We start from the raw sequence: 19,234 nt of genomic DNA on the forward strand, positions 1-19,234 counted from the left end.
TAACCAAGGAATGAAAGGGTGTCAGGCCTTTTCCGCATCCAGGGAATATCCGGCGCCGCGCACCGTGCGGATCAGGTCGGGCATTTTCTCGCCATTCAACGCCTTGCGCAGGCGGCGGATATGCACATCAACGGTGCGCTCTTCCACATGGATATTGCGGCCCCAGACCAGATCCAGCAACTGTTCGCGGGAGAACACCCGGCCCGGCCGTTCGATCAAGGTGGTGAGCAGGCGGAACTCGGTCGGGCCCAAATGCACCGACGTGCCGTTGCGGGTTACCTTGTGTTCCAGCAGATCGATGGAGATATCGCCGTAATCCAGCTTGTCTTCGCTCAGGGCCGGGCGGGCCCGACGCAGCACGGCCCGTACCCGTGCGACCATCTCGCTGGGCAGGAACGGCTTGACCACATAGTCGTCGGCGCCGTTATCGAGGCCCCGGATGCGGTCGCCTTCCTCGCCCCGGGCGGTGAGCATGATCACCGGCAGGCCTCGGGTTTCCTTTTTGGAGCGCAGGCGTCGGCAGACTTCCAGCCCGGAGAGTTCCGGCAGCATCCAATCCAGGATTACCAGATCCGGCTGTTCCTCTTCCACTTTGACGAGGGCGTCTTCGCCGGTCCCGGCGATGGATGTGCGGAAATCAGCCTTCGAGAGGTTATAGTGCAAGACCTCCGCCTGGGGGGCTTCGTCCTCTACAATCAGGATCAGCGGCTTCATGAGTCCTCCGTATTGCCTCTTTGCGTCCGGTAATTAAGCGTCGATCTCGACCACAGTGGTCGAGGTGCTATCGTCCTTGGGGCGTTCCTGGTCGGGAATTTCCCCTTCGACAAGGAAGTGGACCTGTTCGGCGATAAAGGTCGCGTGGTCGCCGATACGCTCCAGGTTCTTGGCAATGAACAGTAAGTGCGTGCAAGCCGTGATGTTCCGGTGGTCTTCCATCATGTAGGTCAAAAGCTCGCGAAACAAGCTGGTATGGAGCTGATCAACCTCTTCATCGCGGTTCCAGACATCGGTGGCCATCTCGGTATCGCGGCTGAGATAGGCATCCAGCACATTCTTGACCATTTCCTGGACCAGGGTGCCCATGCGGGAAATGGTGGTGATGGCGCCACTGAAAGCCGGTGCCTTGGCCAGGGCCAGATTGCGCTTGGCGACATTCTTGGCGTAGTCGCCCATGCGTTCCAGCGTGCTGGCCACTTTCAAGGCCGCGATCACGGCGCGCAGGTCGTCGGCATGAGGGTGTCGCAGAGCCAGGATGCGCAGGGTCATTTGGTCTATTTCCCGCTCCATTTCGTCAATGCGTTCGTCATGGGCCATGACTTCCGTGGACAGCTTGGTGTTGCCGCGCACCAAAGCGAGAATGGCGTCTGAGAACTGCGCTTCGACCAGACCACCCATTTTGGCGACGGTATTTTCCAGCGTCTTGAGCTCTTGCTCGAAGGCGCGGTTCGTATGTTCGTGCTCGGTATCCTGCGGCATGGATCGGATCCTCATAGCGTCCGGGGATGTCAGCCGAAGCGGCCAGTAACGTAATCCTGGGTGCGTTGTTCCTGCGGATTGGTGAAGATTACCTCGGTATCATCCAGTTCCACCAGGTCGCCCAGGTGGAAGAAGGCGGTCTTTTGCGACACCCGCGCCGCCTGGGACATGGAATGGGTGACGATGATGATGGTGAAGCTGGCCCGAAGCTCATCGATCAGGTCTTCGATCTTGGATGTGGCGATGGGATCCAGGGCCGAGCAGGGCTCATCCATCAAGATAACTTCCGGCTGCACGGCGATGGCGCGGGCGATGCATAGCCGTTGCTGCTGTCCACCCGACAGGCCGGTACCCGGTTGATCCAGGCGGTCTTTGACCTCGCCCCACAGCCCGGCTTTTTCCAGGCTCATCTGTACCAGGCCATCCATTTCGTCCTTGTGGTCGATCAGACCGTGGATGCGCGGGCCGTAGGAAACATTTTCATAGATCGACTTGGGGAAGGGGTTGGGTTTTTGGAACACCATGCCGACCCGGGCCCGAAGCTCGACCACGTCGAGCCGACGGTCATAGATATCTCCGCCGTCAAGCAGAATATCCCCGGTGACGCGGCAGATGTCGATGGTATCGTTCATCCTGTTGAGGCAGCGCAGGAAGGTAGATTTTCCGCAGCCCGACGGGCCAATGAAAGCCGTTACTTCCTTTTCGCCAATGTCCATGCTCACATCGCGGATGGCTTGCTTGTCCGCATAGTAGACGTCCACATTGCGGACGGCCACCTTGGGGGTTCCCTCAGTCATCAGAGGCTGACCCGCGGTTGGAGTGGGTATATCGAGATGTACGTTGCTCACGGTTTTTTATCTCCTACCAGCGGCGTTCGAATTTCTTGCGCATCCAGACCGCGGCGCCATTCATCAGCACCAGGAAGGCCAGAAGCACCATGATGGCTGCCGAGGTTCGCTCGACAAAGGCGCGTTCGGGGCTATCGGCCCACAAATATACCTGAACCGGCAGAGCCGTGGCCGGGTCGAAGGGGCCCTTGGGAATATCGACGATAAAGGCGACCATACCAATCATCAGCAATGGGGCCGACTCCCCCAAGGCCCGGGCCATGCCGATGATGGTGCCGGTCAGCATGCCGGGTAATGCCAAAGGCACCACATGGTGAAACACAGCCTGCATCTTTGAGGCTCCGACGCCCAGAGCGGCTTCCCGGATCCACGGCGGAACGGCGGTGAGAGCGGCGCGAGAGGCAATGATGATCGTCGGGAGAGTCATCAAGGTTAGCACCAGGCCACCAACGATCGGTGCTGATCGGGGCAGGCCGAAAACACTGAGGAACATGGCCAGACCCAGCAGCCCGAAGACAATGGAGGGAACCGCGGCCAGGTTGTTGATGTTGACCTCAATGGCGTCGGTGAACTTGTTCTTCGGAGCGAACTCCTCCAGATAGATGGCGGCCGCGACACCGATCGGAAAGGATAGCAGCAGGGTGACCACCAGGGTAATACCCGATCCCACCACCGCTCCGAGAATGCCCGCCAATTCCGGTTCCCGGGAGTCACCGGAAGTGAAGAACAAGGTGTTGAATTCCGACCGGATCAGGCCTTGGTCTTGGAGCGTTTTGACCCAGGCCAGTTCCTTGTCGGAAATACGGCGATCGCTCTCAGGCACATCAGCACGGATATACCCCTTGATGTATTGATCGACGTCATCGGATAGGGGCACCGTAATGGTGATCCGCTGACCGATGATGCTGGGATCCTCCATGGCCATTTCGCGCGCGAAGAACGTCGCCCCGTCACTGACCAAGCCATAGAGTTTGCGTTTGTCCCGTCGACCGGTGACGTCCGGAAACAGGTCGCGCATGGCCTTCTTGACCAAGATCCGATAGTCGGCCGAAGAAAGAGTGTCCGGCTTGCGCTCGCCCTGTGGATCGATGACTTGTTCGTCCATGTATATTTCCAATGGCATCACGGTCTGCCAAAACGCCGAGTAGCCATTCCCGAAAATGGTTCCAAACAGCACGATCAGCATGATCAGCGCGGCGCCGATGGCGGCTATGCCGTAGGCGCGAAACCGAAATTCCGCCGAGTATCGCTGTTTGAGACTCGCTCGGACTTTTTCCGCGGTCTGAAGGGAGCTGAGATTGACGGACATGGCGGCCTCACTCGTATTGTTCGCGGTACTTGCGTACCACATAGAGGGCGATCATATTGAGCACCAGCGTGACGCAGAAAAGCACCAAGCCCAGGGCGAAGGCCGCCAGGGTCTTGGGGCTGTCAAACTCCTGATCTCCGACCAGCAACGTGACAATCTGCACAGTCACCGTGGTCACTGCCTGGAATGGGTTCGCGGTCAGATTCGCGGCTAAACCGGCGGCCATCACAACGATCATGGTTTCGCCAATGGCCCTGGAAACGGCCAGCAGGATTCCGCCAACGATACCCGGAAGGGCGGAAGGCAGGACCACGCGGCGAATGGTTTCGGATCTGGTCCCCCCCAGCGCATAGGAACCGTCTCGTTGCGCCTGCGGGACGGCGGTGATCGCATCGTCCGAAAGGGAAGAGACCAGCGGGATAATCATAATGCCCATGACCGCGCCCGCCGCCAGCGCGCTTTCCGATGAAATATCCAGACCCATCAGACTGCCGCTGTCACGGAAAAAGGGCGCCACGGTAAGAGCCGCGAAAAAGCCGTAAACGACCGTCGGGATACCAGCCAGGATTTCGAGGACCGGCTTGATCATGTCGCGGGCCTTGCGGTTGGCGTATTCGGACATATAAATGGCCGAGAGCAGGCCGATGGGCACCGCCACCACCATGGCAATCAGCGTGATCAGCAAGGTTCCGGCGAACAGCGGAAGGGCGCCGAACGCGCCGGAGGAACCAACCTGATCCGCGCGCAAGGATGTCTGCGGGCTCCATTCCGTGCCAAACAGGAATTCCGCGACGGGGACGCTCTCGAAAAAGCGGATTGATTCGAAAACCAGCGATAACACGATGCCGATGGTGATGAAAATCGCCAGGGTCGAGCAGGCCACCATGAAAAAGGTCACGGTTTTCTCGACCGCGTTGCGGGCCCGAAGAGCCGGGGCAATGAATTTCCGGCCGAAGGCAAGGCCAGCGGCGGCAAGACCCAAAACCAGCGTTATCCGCGCCATCAGGCTGTAAAACAGGAGGTCTGCATAGCGGGCCGCGGCCGCGCGGTTCACCTCATTGGTATCGGAGGCAATGTTTCCCGCCGCAATATTGCGGATATCGTTGATCAGGAGAGCCAGTTCCGCTTTCGACGATGCTTCCATCACATCTTGCGGCAAGGTGCTCACCAGGAGCAGCTCGAGAATCGGCCCTTCGAGGGAAACCCATAGGATCAGAAGGCTCAACGCGGGCAAAGCGCACCACAGGGCAATGTAGTACCCGTGATAAGAGGGCAACGAATGCAGTCGGCTGGCCTGACCTCCGACGGTCAAAAGCGCGCGGGCGCGACCGGTCCAAAAGGCCATGAGGGCGAGACCGAGAATGGCGAGAATAAGGGCGAAGGTTTGCATGGTTATGAGCGCCGATTGGGTAAAAGAGTACGGAACAGCTCTTTCTATGGTTCTTGCGGGTCGCGAAGGGGGTGTTCGGTGGCCGATCGAAATCGGCCACCGGGAATGTTGGTAATGGTTATTTGACGTCTTCGTTGACGTTGTTGGCCATTTCTGAGGTCGCGTTGCGGAACTTGGCCCGCTCGGCGGTGGGCATCGGAATCAGACCCTTGTCACTCAGGTATCCTTCTTCGCCCCAAGCCTTGTCGCTAGTGAACTCGGCCAGGTATTCCTTGATGCCGGGGATCTTTCCGACATGGGCCTGCTTCACGTAGAACCACAACGGGCGGGACACCGGATACTCGGAAGCGGCGATGTTTTCGAATGTCGGGTCCACGCCATCAATGTTGGAGCCCTGGATCTTGTCGGCATTCTGATCAAGGAAGGAGAAGCCGAACACGCCGAAGGCCATCGGATTGGCATCCAGCTTCTGAACGATCAGGTTGTCGTTCTCGCCGGCTTCCACATAAGCACCATCTTCACGCACGCCGTGGCAAACAGCCTTGTACTTCTTTTTGTCGGACTTCTTCATGGCCTTGATCCAGCCAAACTTTTTGCAGCCGCCTTCCATGGCCAACTCGGCGAAGGCATCGCGGGTGCCGGAGGTCGGCGGCGGGCCGAGGACTTCAATCTTGGAGTCCGGCAGGGACTTGTCGATGTCGGACCACTTCTTGTAGGGATTTTCGACCAGAGTCTCGGAGCCGTCCGGGTTCGGTACGTGAGCGGCCGTGGCCAGGAAGATCTGCTTGCGGGTGATCTTCATCTGCGGGGCCTTTTTGGAGCTGGCCATCACGATGCCGTCGTAACCGATCTTCACCGCGGTGATTTCGGTGACGCCGTTCTTCATGCAATCTGCAACCTGGGACTTCTTGATGCCCGAGGAGGAGTTGGTGACGTCAGGGTGCTCGACGCCGACACCGGCACAGAACAGCTTCAAACCACCGCCGGATCCGGTGGATTCGATAACCGGGGTCTTGAACTTGGTGGTCTTGCCGAACTGTTCGGCCACGGTGGTGGCAAAAGGGTAAACGGTAGAGGAGCCGACGATGCGGATCTGGTCACGGGCTTCGGCGGTGCCGGTAAAACCAGCTGCCGCAGCAGACACGACCGCCGCCAGGGCGATTCTCTTTGTGAACATGGAATATCTCTCTGTTTGCTAAAAGTGAACACGCCGTCGCCCCTTGGGGCCGACACCATGATCATATTTTTAACCAGAGGCACTATTATTACCGGGGCGTGACAGGAATATGACACCAACACCTAAACGGCGGGGTCGTCCAGGCTGCAAGGCAGGGTAACGGTGACCGATGTTCCATGGTCCGGCTTGCTGCGGATGGAGAGGCGGCCCCGATGGCGGCTGACAATATGCTTAACGATGGCGAGGCCCAGTCCGGTTCCACCGAGATCCCGTGATCGCCCTTTGTCGACGCGGTAGAAACGCTCGGTCAAACGGGGGATCTGCTCCGCGGGAATCGCATCCCCTTGATTGGCGATCACGACAGAGACTCCTTCACTTCGGTGAAAGGGGACCCGGTCGACTTTTTTCAAGGTAACCGTCACCGGATGGCCTTCCTCGCCATATTTCAAGGCGTTATCGAACAGGTTGGTGAATACCTCCGAAAGTTCATCATGATCACCGGATATCCGCGGAAGGTTCTCGCAAGGTTGAATGCTCAGTTCCATGTTGCGCTTCTTGGCCCGCAATATGAAAGAAACGGCGATCTCATCGATCAGGTTACCCAGGTCCACCGCGCCGCGCGGTGGCACATGCTCGCGCACCTCGACCTTGGACAAGGACAACAGATCATCGATCAGCCGCTTCATGCGGTGAGCCTCGGTGTCCATGATGGCAAGGAACCGCTTGCGGGCCTCGTCATCGTTCCAGCCCACACCCCGCAGGGTCTCGATAAAACCGATCAGGGTCGAGAGAGGGGAGCGCAATTCGTGCGACACGTTGGCGACGAAATCCGCATGCATCTGTTCCGTGGCGCGGATGCTGGTGATGTCGTTGAGCATGATCAGCGCTCGGGCGAAACCGGTATGCTTTTTCTCTTTCAAGGCCGTCACGGTGAATTGAAAGGTCTGGGCCACCGGTGCGGCAATGACGAATTCCCCGTCGCTCAACGGTGCACCATCGAGCACCTTGTCCACCCCGTCAAGCAGGCGGGGATGGCGCAGGGACAAGGCGAGATCGTGATCGCGGGGAGTCTCGCTGAGCAGCGGTTCGGCGGCCCCGTTGAAATCAATAACCTGCCGTTCGCGATTGAGCAAAATCACCGGCACCGGCAGGCTCTGCATGATTGCGGCGTCGATGCGCCTCACGCCTTTCTTATTCATGGTTTTTGTCGCATTCAGAACCTCGGCGTTCACCGTTCCGGACCCTCTTGGGTCCTGAATAGGGGATCTCAATGACGCTATTATGACGAATTGGAAAGGCGGTGGTTAACTTTTGTCGTCTTTAGGCGGGCGGGGGGCCAGAACTTGTTCGTGGTCCGTGGCCCGGCCCAGGGCCTCCAGCAGCGATATGTCGCCTTGCGAGGCCTGAGTATGACCCACCGCCACGCGCAGGCGGAAAGGGCCGTTGAGGCCGCGCAGTGTCTGAGCGGAAAGAGATTTCAAGAGGCTATTGCGCAGGTTTTCAGCCTGCTTGCCGTCGATTCCCGGTAGCACGATGCCGAACCGGTGGTCGTTGAGGTGGCCGAAGTAATCCACCTGGCGCAGGGATTTCTGGCAGGCCCCGGCCACGGTCTTGACCGCATCCTCGCTGGCCGCCAGCCCCTGAAATTCACAGATAGGCTCAAAATCCAGCAAGGTAACGGTCAGGACCGCCACATGTTCCCGGTAGCGTCGCGCACCAATCAATTCCAATTCACCCAATTCGATGAAACGTTCACGCACCAGGGCACCAGTCAGCGGATCTTCGGCGGTCATGCGGCCCAGGTCCATGTCCAAAGATTCGAGCCGTTGCAGCAGCTTGTGTTCCTTGATCAAGCTGGCGCCGAGCCGTTGCTCCAAACGCCGCATTTCTTCTTCGTCTTCAATCCACCACAGCACCACCATGCCTTCGCTTGTGGCGACGGGTTCCAGGGTCAAGGTGGTCCAGCGGTGCGCCTGATCCCGGCTGCGTAGCCGGGTGGAGAGCGGGCCAACACCGTCGCCACGACCAATATGATCCAGAATTTTCGCCGCATCTTCTTTCGATAAAACCCTGTCCACCAGCCGTTCTCCGGCCAATAGGGCGGGTTCCAGGCTCAAGATCCGCCCCAGGGCGGCGTTGGCGAACAAAATGTGCAGGTCTTCCGGCGCGGTAACGGCCACCGCCACCGGACTGGTATCGAGCATGGCTTCGAGTAGGCGCATCTGCGCCGGTTCGCAGGGGCTCTCCGGACGATCCCGTTCCGGCCTGGTCGCTGTCATCATCCGTCGTTTTCCCCTGCTCGTGGGATTGTGCCGTGACTCCCAAGCATCGAAAGGGAATCGGGGCTATTTCAGGCGTTGAACCGAGGCATATTTCGCACATATAATATTTAATATTGCGGTAACAGGCAGAACCGGATTGCAGGCACGGCAAAGAAGGACGCTCATGAGAGCCGCGTGATCGCGCAATGAAGCCGCGAAGACGTACCGTCCGAATTTCACAAATAACCAATGTTGGCGAAACCCGTCGTTGGACGGGACCAAACAGGGGGCACCCGGCGGGGGCCTTCGAAGCGGAGACACAAAACCGATGACCGAGACCATCCAGCTTCCCGACGCCACGGCCCGCAAAGAGGCCGACCTGGATCCGACCTTGGATCTGGAAGCGGAAATCAATCGCCTGCGCAAGGAGCGAAACGCCATCATCCTGGCCCACTATTATCAGGATGATGAAATTCAGGATCTGGCTGATTTCGTCGGCGATTCCCTGGATCTGTCGCGCAAGGCCGCGGCCACCGACGCCGATGTCATCGTCTTCTGCGGCGTGCGGTTCATGGGCGAGGTGGCCAAAATCCTCAGCCCGCAAAAGACCGTGCTGATTCCCGATGCCGAGGCCGGATGCTCTTTGGAGGATTCCTGTCCGCCGGACCAGTTCAAGGCCTATCGGGAAAAGTATCCCGATCATCTGGCGCTGACCTATATCAATTGCTCGGCGGACGTGAAGGCACTGTCCGATATCATTGTGACCTCATCCAATGCCGAGGCCATCGTCAATCAATTGCCCAAGGATCAACCAATCTTGTTTGCGCCGGATCGCCACCTGGGCGCCTATATCAAGCGCAAGACCGGGCGCGACAACATGGAGCTTTGGCCCGGAAGCTGCATCATTCACGAACAGTTTTCCGAGCGGGAACTGATCAAGCTCAAGGTGCGCCACCCCAATGCCCGGGTCGCGGCCCATCCCGAATGCCCGGAGCAGATCCTGCAACAGGCCGACCATGTTGGCTCCACCCGCATGCTCCTGGACTATGTGACCAACGATCCGGCGCAAGAGTTCATTATCGCCACCGAGCCCCATATCATTCATCAAATGCAATTGGATGCACCGGGAAAGACCTTCATTCCGGCGCCGGGGGCCGATGGCCAATGCGACTGCGCCAATTGCCCCTTCATGGCCAAGAACACCTTGGAGAAGCTGTACCTTTGCATGGTCAATGACGCGCCTGCGGTGACCATCCCGGAAACCCTCCGCGTGGATGCCCTGAAGCCGTTGGAACGGATGCTTGATATGTCCGGCCCGGCGCCCGCCAAGACCGAGGCGGCATAGAGTTTTTATGAGCCTGGATCCTGAAATTGTCGCCCAGGTGATCGACTTCGCGCTCGGAGAAGACGTGGGCGGCGGCGACGTGACGTCCGCCGCCGTCATTCCCAAAGGGGCTCGATTTGCCGGCACCATGACTGCCCGGCACGATATGGTGATTGCGGGGCTGGGCGTTGCCAAGGCCGTGGTGCATCGACTATCACCAGACGCCCATTTCGAGACCGAGGTGCAAGACGGCGACCGGGTGGCTGCGGGACAGGTCCTCGCCCGCATGGCCGGTCCGGCTCACCAATTGCTGGCCGCGGAACGTTCGGCCTTGAACCTTTTGCAGTTCATGTCAGGTATCGCCACCCAGACCCGCTCGTATGTGGATCGCATCGAGGGAACCGGGGCCACCTTGCTCGATACCCGCAAGACCGTGCCGGGGCTGCGTGATCTTTCCAAATACGCCACCCGCATGGGCGGCGCCCAAAATCACCGCATGCGGCTGGACGATGGAATCCTGATCAAGGACAACCACATCGCTGTTGCCGGAGGCGTCACCGAATGCGTCCGCCGGGCCAAGGCCGCCGACAGCGGTCTGACCATCGAAGTGGAATGCGATACCCTGGATCAGGTGCGCGAGGCAGTGGAGGCGGGCGCTCATATGCTGCTGCTGGACAATATGCCTCCCGAAGTTCTGCGGCAGGCTTTGCAAATCGTCGATGGTCGAGCCAAGACCGAGGCTTCGGGCGGGGTAACCCTGGACAGCATCCGCGCCATCGCCGAAACTGGCGTCGACTACATTTCCGTCGGGCGAATTACGCAATCGGCCCCGGCGGTGGACATCGGCCTGGATTGGAGCGCGGCTTAAGGCAAAGCGGCGCTTTTTTGGGGGAGAACTCAAAGGCATGGCGCCCGACGAATCCATATATGACGTGTTGGTCATCGGCAGCGGGGCGGCTGGATTGAGCCTGACCCTGCATCTTGCCGGGCGGACGCGAATCGCCTTGCTCTGCAAGGGTGAATTGAAAGAGACCAGCACCTATTACGCCCAAGGTGGCGTGGCGGCGGTGCTGGATGACAAAGATTCAACCGAAAGCCATCTGCAAGACACCTTGGAAGCCGGAGCCGGTCTATGCCGCGAGGATGTGGTTCGGCATGTGGTGGAAAACGCCAAACCGGCCGTGCAGAAGCTGATCGATTATGGCGTGGACTTTTCCCGGCGCGAGCGTTCCGATGGGACTTTGGAATTTCACCTGACCCGCGAGGGCGGGCACAGCCATCGTCGGGTGCTTCATGTGTCCGATGCCACCGGCGAGGCCATCGAATCCACCTTGGAAGAACAGGTGAAGGCAGCACCCGATGTGTCTGTCTTCACCCATCATACGGCCATCGATGTGGTCATGGACCGGTCCGGGTCCAAGCCCCGCTGTGTGGGCGCCTACGCCTTGGACAACGAAGCCGGGCGGGTGCGCCTGTTTCGCGCCCGCTATGTGGTCTTGGCCACCGGCGGATCCAGCAAGGTTTACCTCTATACCAGCAACCCCGATGGCACCACCGGCGACGGCGTGGCCATGGCCTGGCGTGCCGGATGCCGGGTGGAGAACATGGAATTCCTGCAATTCCATCCCACCTGTCTCTATCACCCTTTGGCCAAGTCCTTCTTGATCACCGAGGCGGTGCGCGGCGAGGGGGGGCACCTTTTGTTGCCCGACGGCAGCCGGTTTATGGACCGATTCCATCCCATGGCCGAACTGGCGCCCCGCGACGTGGTCGCTCGGGCCATCGACTTCGAGATGAAGCGATTGGGTGTTGATTGCCTGCACCTGGATATTTCCCATCAGCCCGAGGATTTCGTTATCGGGCATTTTCCGACCATCTATCGGCGTTGTCTGCAATTTGGCATCGATATCACCAAGCAGCCGATTCCGGTGGTGCCCGCCGCCCATTACACCTGCGGCGGGGTCAAGGTGGACATGCACGGACGCACCGATGTGGATGGCTTGTATGCTATCGGAGAGGTCTCCAGCACCGGACTGCATGGCGCCAATCGCATGGCCAGCAATTCATTGCTTGAATGCTTGGTTTTTGCCGATGCGGCGGCGCGGGATATTGCCGTTCGTCTGCCCGATGCCCCCATCCCGCCGGACATGCCCCGGTGGGATGAAAGTCGGGTCACCGATTCCGACGAGGAAGTGGTCATCTCCCATAACTGGGAAGAGCTGCGCCGATTCATGTGGGATTACGTGGGCATTGTGCGCACCACCAAGCGGTTGGAACGGGCCAAGCGCCGGGTCGATATGCTGCTGACCGAAATTGATGAGTATTATGGCAACTTCCGGGTCACCCGGGATCTGTTGGAGCTACGCGATCTGGCCACGGTGGCTGATCTGATTATCCGCAGTGCCATGGCTCGCAAGGAAAGCCGGGGACTGCATTATTCCCTCGACCATCCAGAGGCCGATACATCCACGCCGCCCCGTGATACCATTTTGGCTCGTTGACCGGGGGACCCATGGACCAGACGACTGCCTACCGACCGATTGCCACCATCGCCCGACAGCCTTTCCATACGCGCTATATCGCCTCGGGCGAAGGGGGGCGACCGCTGGTGGTGATCAAGCGATTCGAGGCGGGCATGATCCCGACGGAAGACGGCCCAAGGCCACCGACCATTGAGCGCTTGGACCTCATGCGGCAGGCCTTCATTGCCGAACTCAAGCTTCTGCGCGACATTAGCCACGAAAACATCATGCCGCTGATGGGCGCCAACGAGGCAGGCGACTCACCTTTCATGGTCCTGCCCTTGCTCCCTATGACCCTGCGTGATCTGATCTGGGCTCCGGCCAAGGAAGGTCGAGGCCGGGAAGCCGCGCGCATGCCTCTGGACAGTGCCCTGGCCATATTGCGCCAGTTGTTGGATGCGTTGGAAGAATTGCATGGCCGAGCCGTTGTGCACCGGCAACTGGCCCCCGCGGCCATTTGGCTGGCCCCCGACGGTCGGCTGGTTCTCGATGGATTTGGGCTGGCCAAAACACCAGATTGGGACTTGTTCAGCGATGGCGGGGGCAGTGGGCCGGTGGGGTTTGCCAGCCCGGAACAATTGGTGGACGCGTCATCGGTCGATGCGCGCTCCGACATATGCTCCTTCGGTCGTATCGCCTATCGGCTGATCTGTGGGCGGGTGGCCGAAGCCAAGCCGCTGCCGCCCACCGATATTGATCCAACCATCGACAGGGCGCTCGGCGAGTGGATGATGAGTTGCATGGCCGAGGACCCCAAGGACCGCCCGGCGGATGTGGCCGCTGTTCGCGAGGTGATGGAGACTCTGGCGTGACAGCGGCTGTTCCCGGTGCCGTGCCCGTGGAGACTCCCTCGGGCAAGGATGCCGAGTATGAAAACTTCCCGGTTGGCTCGTTCCTGCTCCCCGCCCATGCGCGGCCTCATGTGGCGGTGTTCTACCGCTTTGCCCGGGCCATCGACGACATTGCCGACAATCCGACGCTGACGGCGGGCGAAAAGATCCGTCGCCTGGACGGTTTCGCCGCTTCCCTTGAGGGGACGGGGGGGGATGGCTATGAGACCGGACGGGCCATGGGGCGCAGTCTCGCCGAGACGCATATTGCTCCTGACCATTGCCTGGACCTGATTGCCGCCTTTAAGCAGGACGCGGTGAAGAACCGCTATGACCACTGGGACGATCTGATGGCCTATTGCCTGAAATCGGCAGCGCCGGTGGGCCGCTATTTGCTCGACTTGCATGGCGGTTCGCGCAACGGCTACGGCCCTTCGGACGCCTTGTGCAATGCCTTGCAGGTGATCAACCATTTGCAGGATTGCCAAGAAGACTATGAGGTGATGGACCGGGTCTATTTGCCACTGGACTGGATGGCCGAGGCCGGAGCGGATCCGTCGGACCTGAAGGCTCATCGCGCCAGCCCTGCCCTGCGCCAGGTCATCGACCGATGCCTGGACGGAACGCGGGAGTTGTTGCGTCAGGCGGCCGCCTTGCCCGGCGGCCTGCACAGCCGTCGATTGGCCATGGAATCCGGGGCCATTCTGGATATTGCCCATGTCTTGACCCAGCGATTGGCGCGACAAGATCCGGTTGCCGGACGCGTGGCCCTGAGCAAGCCCGGCACCCTGGTTTGCTGCCTGCGCGGAGCCTTGCAGGGGCTGGTGGCATGATTATTCTCGGACTGGCACTGATTTCTTTGACCATCTGGATCTATCTGGTGGCTTTCCGGGGGCGGTTTTGGGCCTGCGACCAGATGTTGCCCCTGGTCATCGGCGAACTCTCCGACTGGCCCGCGGTGACCGCGGTCATTCCGGCCCGGGACGAAGCGGAAACCATTGGTGAATCCCTCAAATCCCTTTTGGAGCAGGACTACCCCGGTGATCTGACGGTGATCCTCATTGACGACAACAGCCGCGATGAGACCGGCAAAGTGGCCCGAGCCGCGGCGGGGGATGATCCGCGTCTGCATATCCTTTCCGGCCAGCCCCTACCGGTGGGCTGGGTGGGCAAGATGTGGGCCATGTTCCAAGGCGTCGAGGCCGCCGGGCGCATTTCTCCGGGGGCAGAATACTTGTTGCTCACCGACGCCGATATACGTCATGGGCAAGGGGGGGTGCGGCGGCTGGTGGTCAAGGCGGAAACCGAAAAACGCGATCTGGTATCGCTGATGGTTCGGCTCCGTTGCGAGAGTTTTTGGGAGAAGCTTCTGGTCCCGGCTTTCGTCTATTTTTTTCAGAAGCTCTATCCCTTTCCCTGGGTCAATAACCCCGGCCGGGCCGAGGCGGGAGCGGCGGGGGGCTGTATGCTGGTTCGCACCGAGGCCCTGGCCGCCAGCGGCGGTATTGTCGCCATCCGAGATCGGGTGATTGACGACGTGGCCTTGGGAAAGCGGCTGAAGGCCGAGGGATCGATTTGGCTGGGCTTGACTAAATCCGTGGATAGCCTGCGGCCTTATGACGGCCTGAGCCAAATCTGGCGCATGGTCGCCCGCACCGCCTTCGTGCAGCTGGAACACTCAGGTCTGATGCTGATCGGGACGGTGATGGGGATGGCCCTGATCTATCTGTTACCGCCGTTGGGATTTCTGTTCGGCGACTTATGGGTCGCTGCTCCGGCGGGAGCCGCCTGGCTGCTGATGACTTTTTCCTATGGACCGACACTGCGGCTTTATGGACTGTCGCCCCTGCGTGGGCTGCTGTTGCCGGTGGCGGCGCTGTTTTATACCTTGATGACCCTGGATTCCGCCCGTCGCCATTGGATGGGCCGGGGCGGGGCCTGGAAGGGGCGTCATTACCCTGAGTTGGGGTGACGGAGACCCTCGGCAAATGCTATCCATGAGGTCATGACCGAGTCTACGCCGCAAGATGTTGCCTATGTGCAGTCCCTGGTGGAAAAATCAGGGTCGTCGTTCTATTGGGCCATGCGCCTGCTGCCCGAGGAACGGCGCAACGGCATGTTCGCCGTTTATGGATTTTGCCGCGAAGTGGACGATGTGGCCGATGAACCAGCGCCTCTGGATGATAAGATCCGCCGTCTGGCTGCCTGGCGGGACGAGATCGAATCCCTTTATGCGGGGGCACCGGAAACCCCGGTCGGGCGGGTGCTGAAACCCCATGTGGCCCGGGTCGGATTGCTCAAGGAGGACTTCCTGGCGATCATCGACGGTATGGAGATGGATGCCGTCGAGCCGCTTCGCCTGCAAACCATGGAAGAACTGAAACTCTATTGCCACCGTGTGGCGGTGGCGGTGGGGCGGCTGTCCAACCGGGTGTTCGGCATTGACGATGAAAAAGGCGATGTGGTGGCGGCTCATCTGGGGCTGGCGTTGCAGTTGACCAACATCTTGCGTGATCTCAAGGAGGATGCGGAGCGGGACCGTTTGTACCTGCCTCGCGAATTGCTGCAACGACATGCGATCGAGGCCACCGAACCGGGCGAGGTCCTGGCGCATCCCCATCTGCCCAAGGTCTGTATGGAACTGGCTGTTTTGGCCGAACAGTCCTACCGATCCGCCGAGAAGGCGCTGAAGCACTGCGAGGCGGATCGCATGAAACCGGCCATCGTCATGAAAGAGGTCTATCACAAGGTCCTCGAAAGGTTGCGCAAACGCGGCTGGAAACGGCTGGACGAACGGGTGCGTCTGAGCAAGGCCGAGAAAATGTGGATCGGCCTGCGGCACGGCCTGCTGTGACCATCCATATCATTGGCGCTGGTTTGGCCGGACTCTCCACCGCCGTCCGCCTGTCGCGCATTGGACGCCGGGTGGCGGTCTGGGAAAGTGCCGGTCAGGCCGGCGGACGCTGCCGGTCCTATCACGATGCGATCCTCGATCGGTTGATTGATAACGGCAATCACCTGCTACTCAGCGGCAACAACGATACCTACGAATACCTCTTGATGCTGGGCGTGGTGGATCATCTGGTGGGACCGCCCAAGGCGGCGTTCCCGTTTCTCGATTTGGAGACCGATGAACGTTGGTGCCTGGAGCCGGGGGCGGGAAGGATACCTTGGTGGATCTTCAACCGCCATCGGCGGGTGCCGGGGACCGGGGTCTGGTCTTACCTGCGGGGGATCCGCCTCGCTTTTGCGGGGCCGGATCTGACCGTGGCCCGCTGCCTGGGCGAGGGGAGCAGGCTCTATCGCCGGTTCTGGGAGCCTTTGGCGGTGGCGGCGCTGAATGCATCGGGGGAGGAAGGCGCGGCCCAACTGCTCTGGCCGGTGCTCAAAGAGACTTTCGGACGCGGCGAGGCGGCTTGTCGCCCACGCATGGCGCGCGATGGATTGGGGCCGGCGTTCATCGACCCAGCGGTGTCTTTCCTGCGCAAATGCGATATCGAAGTGGAGTTTGGGCATCGCTGCAAGGCCATCGACGAAGATGGCGAACGGATCACGGCTCTCGACCTGGGAAGCCTGCATTTGGATCTGGGACCGGAGGACGTGGTGGTCCTGGCCGTGCCCCCGGCGCAGGCGAGTTCCCTGATTAAGAAAATCAATGTTCCAGTAGGCAATAGGTCAATCCTAAATCTTCACTTTAAGTTGGAGGAGGCGGTCGGAGATCTACAGGTCATCGGTCTGGTGGGGGGATTGAGCCAATGGGTTTTTGCCCGTGGTGACGTTGCATCGGTCACCGTGAGTGCCGCCGATGCATGGATGGACGCGGACTCCGAAGATCTGGCCAAGCGGGCCTGGCCGGAGGTTTGCCGGGCCCTGGGGCGGCCCGAAACGCCCTTGCCGCTTCACAGGGTGGTGAAGGAAAAGCGCGCCACATTTGCTCAGACCCCGGACAATCTGGCGCGGCGACCGGGCACCCGCACGGCCTGGCGCAATCTGGTTTTGGCCGGGGATTGGACCGACACGGGGCTGCCCGCGACCATTGAGGGGGCCATACGGTCCGGCCGCCATGCGGCGGAAGCGGTACAGAAATACGTGTCCCATTCTTGACAAATGGCGCCCGGGCGCACAGAAATCCCGCTTTGCGTATTACCCCTGTTTGGAGCGGAACCTCCGTGAATCACACGTCGGACACGTCCGAGGATCTGAAGGCCGTTGACCGCTTGGTCGGCGAGGCCGCTGATTGGCTTGTCGACCTCCAGGAGGCGGACGGGCATCTTGTCTTCGAGTTGGAGGCCGATGCGACGATCCCGGCAGAGTATATACTTCTCAATCACTTCCTGGGTGAACCTAATGATAAACTAGAGAGGAAGATCGCTGTTTACCTGCGCCGCATTCAAAATGACGAGGGCGGCTGGCCGCTGTTTCACGAAGGCGATACGGATATCAGTGCCTCGGTGAAGGCCTACTTTGCGCTGAAGATCGTCGGCGATGATCCGGAAGCCCCGCACATGGTCAAGGCCCGCCAATTGATTCTCGGCATGGGCGGCGCGGCCAAATCCAATGTGTTTACCCGCATCATGCTGGCGCAGTTTGAGCAAATCCCCTGGCGCGGCATCCCGTTTATTCCCATCGAGGTGATTCTCCTGCCCGAGTGGTTTCCCTTCCACATGGACAAGGTCTCTTACTGGTCGCGCACGGTGATGATGCCGCTGCTGGTGCTTTATGCCCTGCACGCCAAGGCCCGGCACCCGCGCAAGGTCCATATCCGCGAGCTGTTCGTCACGCCACCGGAAAAGGAAAAGCGCTACAACGTCAATCCGACGGGTCATTGGGTGGGCGAGGCCTTGCTGGTGGCTGACAAGTATGCTCGGCGCATGAGCTTCCTGATCCCCAAGTCCTGGAAGCGCAAGGCCATCGACAAGGCCATGACGTTTATCCGCGAGCGTATCAATGGCGAGAACGGCCTCGGGGCCATTTTTCCGGCCATGGCCAACTCAGTGATGGCCATGGATGCCCTGGGCTATCAGCGGGACCATCCGGATTACGTTGTTGCACGAAAATCAATCGATAACCTATTGGTGTGCAAAGAAACAGAGACCTATTGTCAGCCCTGTGTATCGCCGGTCTGGGATACCAGCCTCGCCGCCCATGCCTTGATGGAAGCGGGTAGAGATGAGGCCGCTCATGCGGCGTTGGATTGGCTGCAGGGGCGTCAGGTATTGCATGTGAACGGCGACTGGACGGCCCGGCGCCCGGACGTGCGCCCCGGTGGCTGGGCTTTCCAATACTGGAATGACTACTACCCCGACGTGGACGATACGGCGGTGGTCGGCATGGCCCTGGACCGTCAGGGGGACCCCAAGTACATCGAGAACATCGATCGGGCGGTGGAATGGATTGTCGGCATGCAAAGCAGCAACGGTGGCTGGGGCGCCTTCGATGCCGAGAACGAGCACTATTTCCTCAACCATATTCCCTTTGCCGATCATGGCGCCTTGCTCGATCCGCCGACCGAGGATGTGACCGCCCGCTGTCTCGGGTTCCTGGCCCAGGTGGGCTATGGCAAGGATCATCCAGCGGTGCAGGCAGCCTTGGACTATCTGTATCGGGAACAGTTGGACGACGGGTCCTGGTTCGGACGGTGGGGTTCCAATTATATCTATGGGACCTGGTCGGTGCTCAACGCTCTCAACGGCGTCGGCGAGGATATGGATTCCGAGGCGGTCCGCCGGGCGGTGGATTGGCTGAAATCCCGCCAGCAAGCGGACGGTGGCTGGGGCGAGAGCTGTTCGAGCTACTATGATGCCCGCGAGGCGGAGGACTCGGTCCCGACACCGTCTCATACCTCCTGGGCCCTGCTCGGGTTGATGGCGGCGGGGGAGGTGAATAGCGAAGCGGTGCGGCGCGGAATACGCTGGCTCAGTCAGGCACCGCGCGACGGCGGTAAATGGCACGAGGAGCTCTATAACGCGCCGGGCTTTCCCCGGGTGTTCTATCTGCACTATCATGGTTACTCGGCTTATTTCCCCCTGTGGGCTTTGGCCCGCTACCGCAACCTGGTGAGTGGAAACGCCCATCGGCCTCTCTACGGGATGTGATG

17 protein-coding genes are annotated in these 19,234 nt (G+C 60.1%); 9 read left to right on the forward strand and 8 right to left on the reverse strand.

The window, feature by feature from the left end:
- Window positions 1–21 precede the first annotated feature (21 nt).
- From phoB to MGMAQ_RS07080, 8 genes are all read right to left on the reverse strand, one after another.
- Window positions 22–714: a phosphate regulon transcriptional regulator PhoB gene (gene phoB, locus MGMAQ_RS07045; RefSeq protein ID WP_046020985.1), complete on the reverse strand. Its 693-nt coding sequence runs from the start codon at window positions 712–714 to the stop codon at window positions 22–24.
- Window positions 715–747: 33 nt separating this feature from the next.
- On the reverse strand, window positions 748–1,476 hold the full coding sequence (gene phoU / locus MGMAQ_RS07050; protein WP_046020986.1) for a phosphate signaling complex protein PhoU: 729 nt from the start codon (window positions 1,474–1,476) through the stop codon (window positions 748–750).
- A 29-nt stretch (window positions 1,477–1,505) separates the two neighbouring features.
- On the reverse strand, window positions 1,506–2,273 hold the full coding sequence (pstB, locus tag MGMAQ_RS07055; protein ID WP_046023064.1) for a phosphate ABC transporter ATP-binding protein PstB: 768 nt from the start codon (window positions 2,271–2,273) through the stop codon (window positions 1,506–1,508).
- A 64-nt stretch (window positions 2,274–2,337) separates the two neighbouring features.
- Window positions 2,338–3,633: a phosphate ABC transporter permease PstA gene (gene pstA / locus MGMAQ_RS07060; protein ID WP_046020987.1), complete on the reverse strand. Its 1,296-nt coding sequence runs from the start codon at window positions 3,631–3,633 to the stop codon at window positions 2,338–2,340.
- Between the two features lie 7 nt (window positions 3,634–3,640).
- Window positions 3,641–5,023, reverse strand: a complete 1,383-nt coding sequence (pstC, locus tag MGMAQ_RS07065) for a phosphate ABC transporter permease subunit PstC (RefSeq protein WP_046020988.1) — start codon at window positions 5,021–5,023, stop codon at window positions 3,641–3,643.
- Window positions 5,024–5,141: 118 nt separating this feature from the next.
- A complete protein-coding gene (locus tag MGMAQ_RS07070; protein ID WP_046020989.1) occupies window positions 5,142–6,200 on the reverse strand; it encodes a substrate-binding domain-containing protein in 1,059 nt (352 codons plus the stop codon).
- Window positions 6,201–6,322: 122 nt separating this feature from the next.
- The gene (locus MGMAQ_RS07075; RefSeq protein ID WP_148560881.1) at window positions 6,323–7,399 is read right to left on the reverse strand and encodes a cell wall metabolism sensor histidine kinase WalK; all 1,077 of its coding nucleotides are present in this window, start codon (window positions 7,397–7,399) and stop codon (window positions 6,323–6,325) included.
- A gap of 105 nt (window positions 7,400–7,504) precedes the next feature.
- Window positions 7,505–8,482 (reverse strand): PAS domain-containing protein, encoded by a 978-nt coding sequence (locus MGMAQ_RS07080; protein ID WP_046020990.1) that lies wholly within the window; start codon window positions 8,480–8,482, stop codon window positions 7,505–7,507.
- A gap of 307 nt (window positions 8,483–8,789) precedes the next feature.
- On the opposite strand from MGMAQ_RS07080, the gene nadA reads away from it, so the two are divergent.
- From nadA to shc, 9 genes are all read left to right on the forward strand, one after another.
- The gene (nadA, locus tag MGMAQ_RS07085; RefSeq protein WP_082085325.1) at window positions 8,790–9,806 is read left to right on the forward strand and encodes a quinolinate synthase NadA; all 1,017 of its coding nucleotides are present in this window, start codon (window positions 8,790–8,792) and stop codon (window positions 9,804–9,806) included.
- Window positions 9,807–9,813: 7 nt separating this feature from the next.
- Window positions 9,814–10,653, forward strand: coding sequence for a carboxylating nicotinate-nucleotide diphosphorylase (gene nadC, locus MGMAQ_RS07090; RefSeq protein WP_046020991.1), 840 nt, complete (start codon window positions 9,814–9,816; stop codon window positions 10,651–10,653).
- A gap of 37 nt (window positions 10,654–10,690) precedes the next feature.
- Window positions 10,691–12,286 carry an L-aspartate oxidase gene (nadB, locus tag MGMAQ_RS07095; RefSeq protein ID WP_046020992.1) on the forward strand — a complete coding sequence of 532 codons (1,596 nt, stop codon included), beginning with the start codon at window positions 10,691–10,693 and terminating at the stop codon, window positions 12,284–12,286.
- Window positions 12,287–12,297: 11 nt separating this feature from the next.
- Complete coding sequence (locus MGMAQ_RS07100) at window positions 12,298–13,119, forward strand: protein kinase (protein WP_046020993.1); 822 nt, start codon at window positions 12,298–12,300, stop codon at window positions 13,117–13,119.
- On the forward strand, window positions 13,116–13,970 hold the full coding sequence (hpnC, locus tag MGMAQ_RS07105; RefSeq protein ID WP_046020994.1) for a squalene synthase HpnC: 855 nt from the start codon (window positions 13,116–13,118) through the stop codon (window positions 13,968–13,970). The genes MGMAQ_RS07100 and hpnC overlap by 4 nt, the downstream gene beginning before the upstream one ends.
- Window positions 13,967–15,109, forward strand: coding sequence for a glycosyltransferase (locus tag MGMAQ_RS21355; RefSeq protein ID WP_046020995.1), 1,143 nt, complete (start codon window positions 13,967–13,969; stop codon window positions 15,107–15,109). Before hpnC ends, MGMAQ_RS21355 begins: the two co-directional genes overlap by 4 nt.
- A 33-nt stretch (window positions 15,110–15,142) precedes the next feature.
- Window positions 15,143–15,991 carry a presqualene diphosphate synthase HpnD gene (gene hpnD, locus MGMAQ_RS21360; RefSeq protein WP_046020996.1) on the forward strand — a complete coding sequence of 283 codons (849 nt, stop codon included), beginning with the start codon at window positions 15,143–15,145 and terminating at the stop codon, window positions 15,989–15,991.
- On the forward strand, window positions 15,988–17,241 hold the full coding sequence (hpnE, locus tag MGMAQ_RS07120) for a hydroxysqualene dehydroxylase HpnE (protein ID WP_252508693.1): 1,254 nt from the start codon (window positions 15,988–15,990) through the stop codon (window positions 17,239–17,241). The genes hpnD and hpnE overlap by 4 nt, the downstream gene beginning before the upstream one ends.
- Window positions 17,242–17,306: 65 nt before the next feature.
- Window positions 17,307–19,232, forward strand: coding sequence for a squalene--hopene cyclase (gene shc, locus MGMAQ_RS07125; RefSeq protein WP_052716207.1), 1,926 nt, complete (start codon window positions 17,307–17,309; stop codon window positions 19,230–19,232).
- Window positions 19,233–19,234 lie beyond the last annotated feature (2 nt).

This window comes from Magnetospira sp. QH-2, assembly GCF_000968135.1.
Lineage (GTDB): Bacteria > Pseudomonadota > Alphaproteobacteria > Rhodospirillales > Magnetospiraceae > Magnetospira.

Bases quoted from the DNA above. Each gene is read 5' to 3' on its own strand.
- phoB (WP_046020985.1), bottom strand. From the start codon at position 714: ATGAAGCCGCTGATCCTGATTGTAGAGGACGAAGCCCCCCAGGCGGAG.
- phoU (WP_046020986.1), bottom strand. From the start codon at position 1,476: ATGCCGCAGGATACCGAGCACGAACATACGAACCGCGCCTTCGAGCAA.
- pstB (WP_046023064.1), bottom strand. From the start codon at position 2,273: ATGACTGAGGGAACCCCCAAGGTGGCCGTCCGCAATGTGGACGTCTAC.
- pstA (WP_046020987.1), bottom strand. From the start codon at position 3,633: ATGTCCGTCAATCTCAGCTCCCTTCAGACCGCGGAAAAAGTCCGAGCG.
- pstC (WP_046020988.1), bottom strand. From the start codon at position 5,023: ATGCAAACCTTCGCCCTTATTCTCGCCATTCTCGGTCTCGCCCTCATG.
- MGMAQ_RS07070 (WP_046020989.1), bottom strand. From the start codon at position 6,200: ATGTTCACAAAGAGAATCGCCCTGGCGGCGGTCGTGTCTGCTGCGGCA.
- MGMAQ_RS07075 (WP_148560881.1), bottom strand. From the start codon at position 7,399: ATGAATAAGAAAGGCGTGAGGCGCATCGACGCCGCAATCATGCAGAGC.
- MGMAQ_RS07080 (WP_046020990.1), bottom strand. From the start codon at position 8,482: ATGATGACAGCGACCAGGCCGGAACGGGATCGTCCGGAGAGCCCCTGC.
- nadA (WP_082085325.1), top strand. From the start codon at position 8,790: ATGACCGAGACCATCCAGCTTCCCGACGCCACGGCCCGCAAAGAGGCC.
- nadC (WP_046020991.1), top strand. From the start codon at position 9,814: ATGAGCCTGGATCCTGAAATTGTCGCCCAGGTGATCGACTTCGCGCTC.
- nadB (WP_046020992.1), top strand. From the start codon at position 10,691: ATGGCGCCCGACGAATCCATATATGACGTGTTGGTCATCGGCAGCGGG.
- MGMAQ_RS07100 (WP_046020993.1), top strand. From the start codon at position 12,298: ATGGACCAGACGACTGCCTACCGACCGATTGCCACCATCGCCCGACAG.
- MGMAQ_RS21355 (WP_046020995.1), top strand. From the start codon at position 13,967: ATGATTATTCTCGGACTGGCACTGATTTCTTTGACCATCTGGATCTAT.
- hpnD (WP_046020996.1), top strand. From the start codon at position 15,143: ATGACCGAGTCTACGCCGCAAGATGTTGCCTATGTGCAGTCCCTGGTG.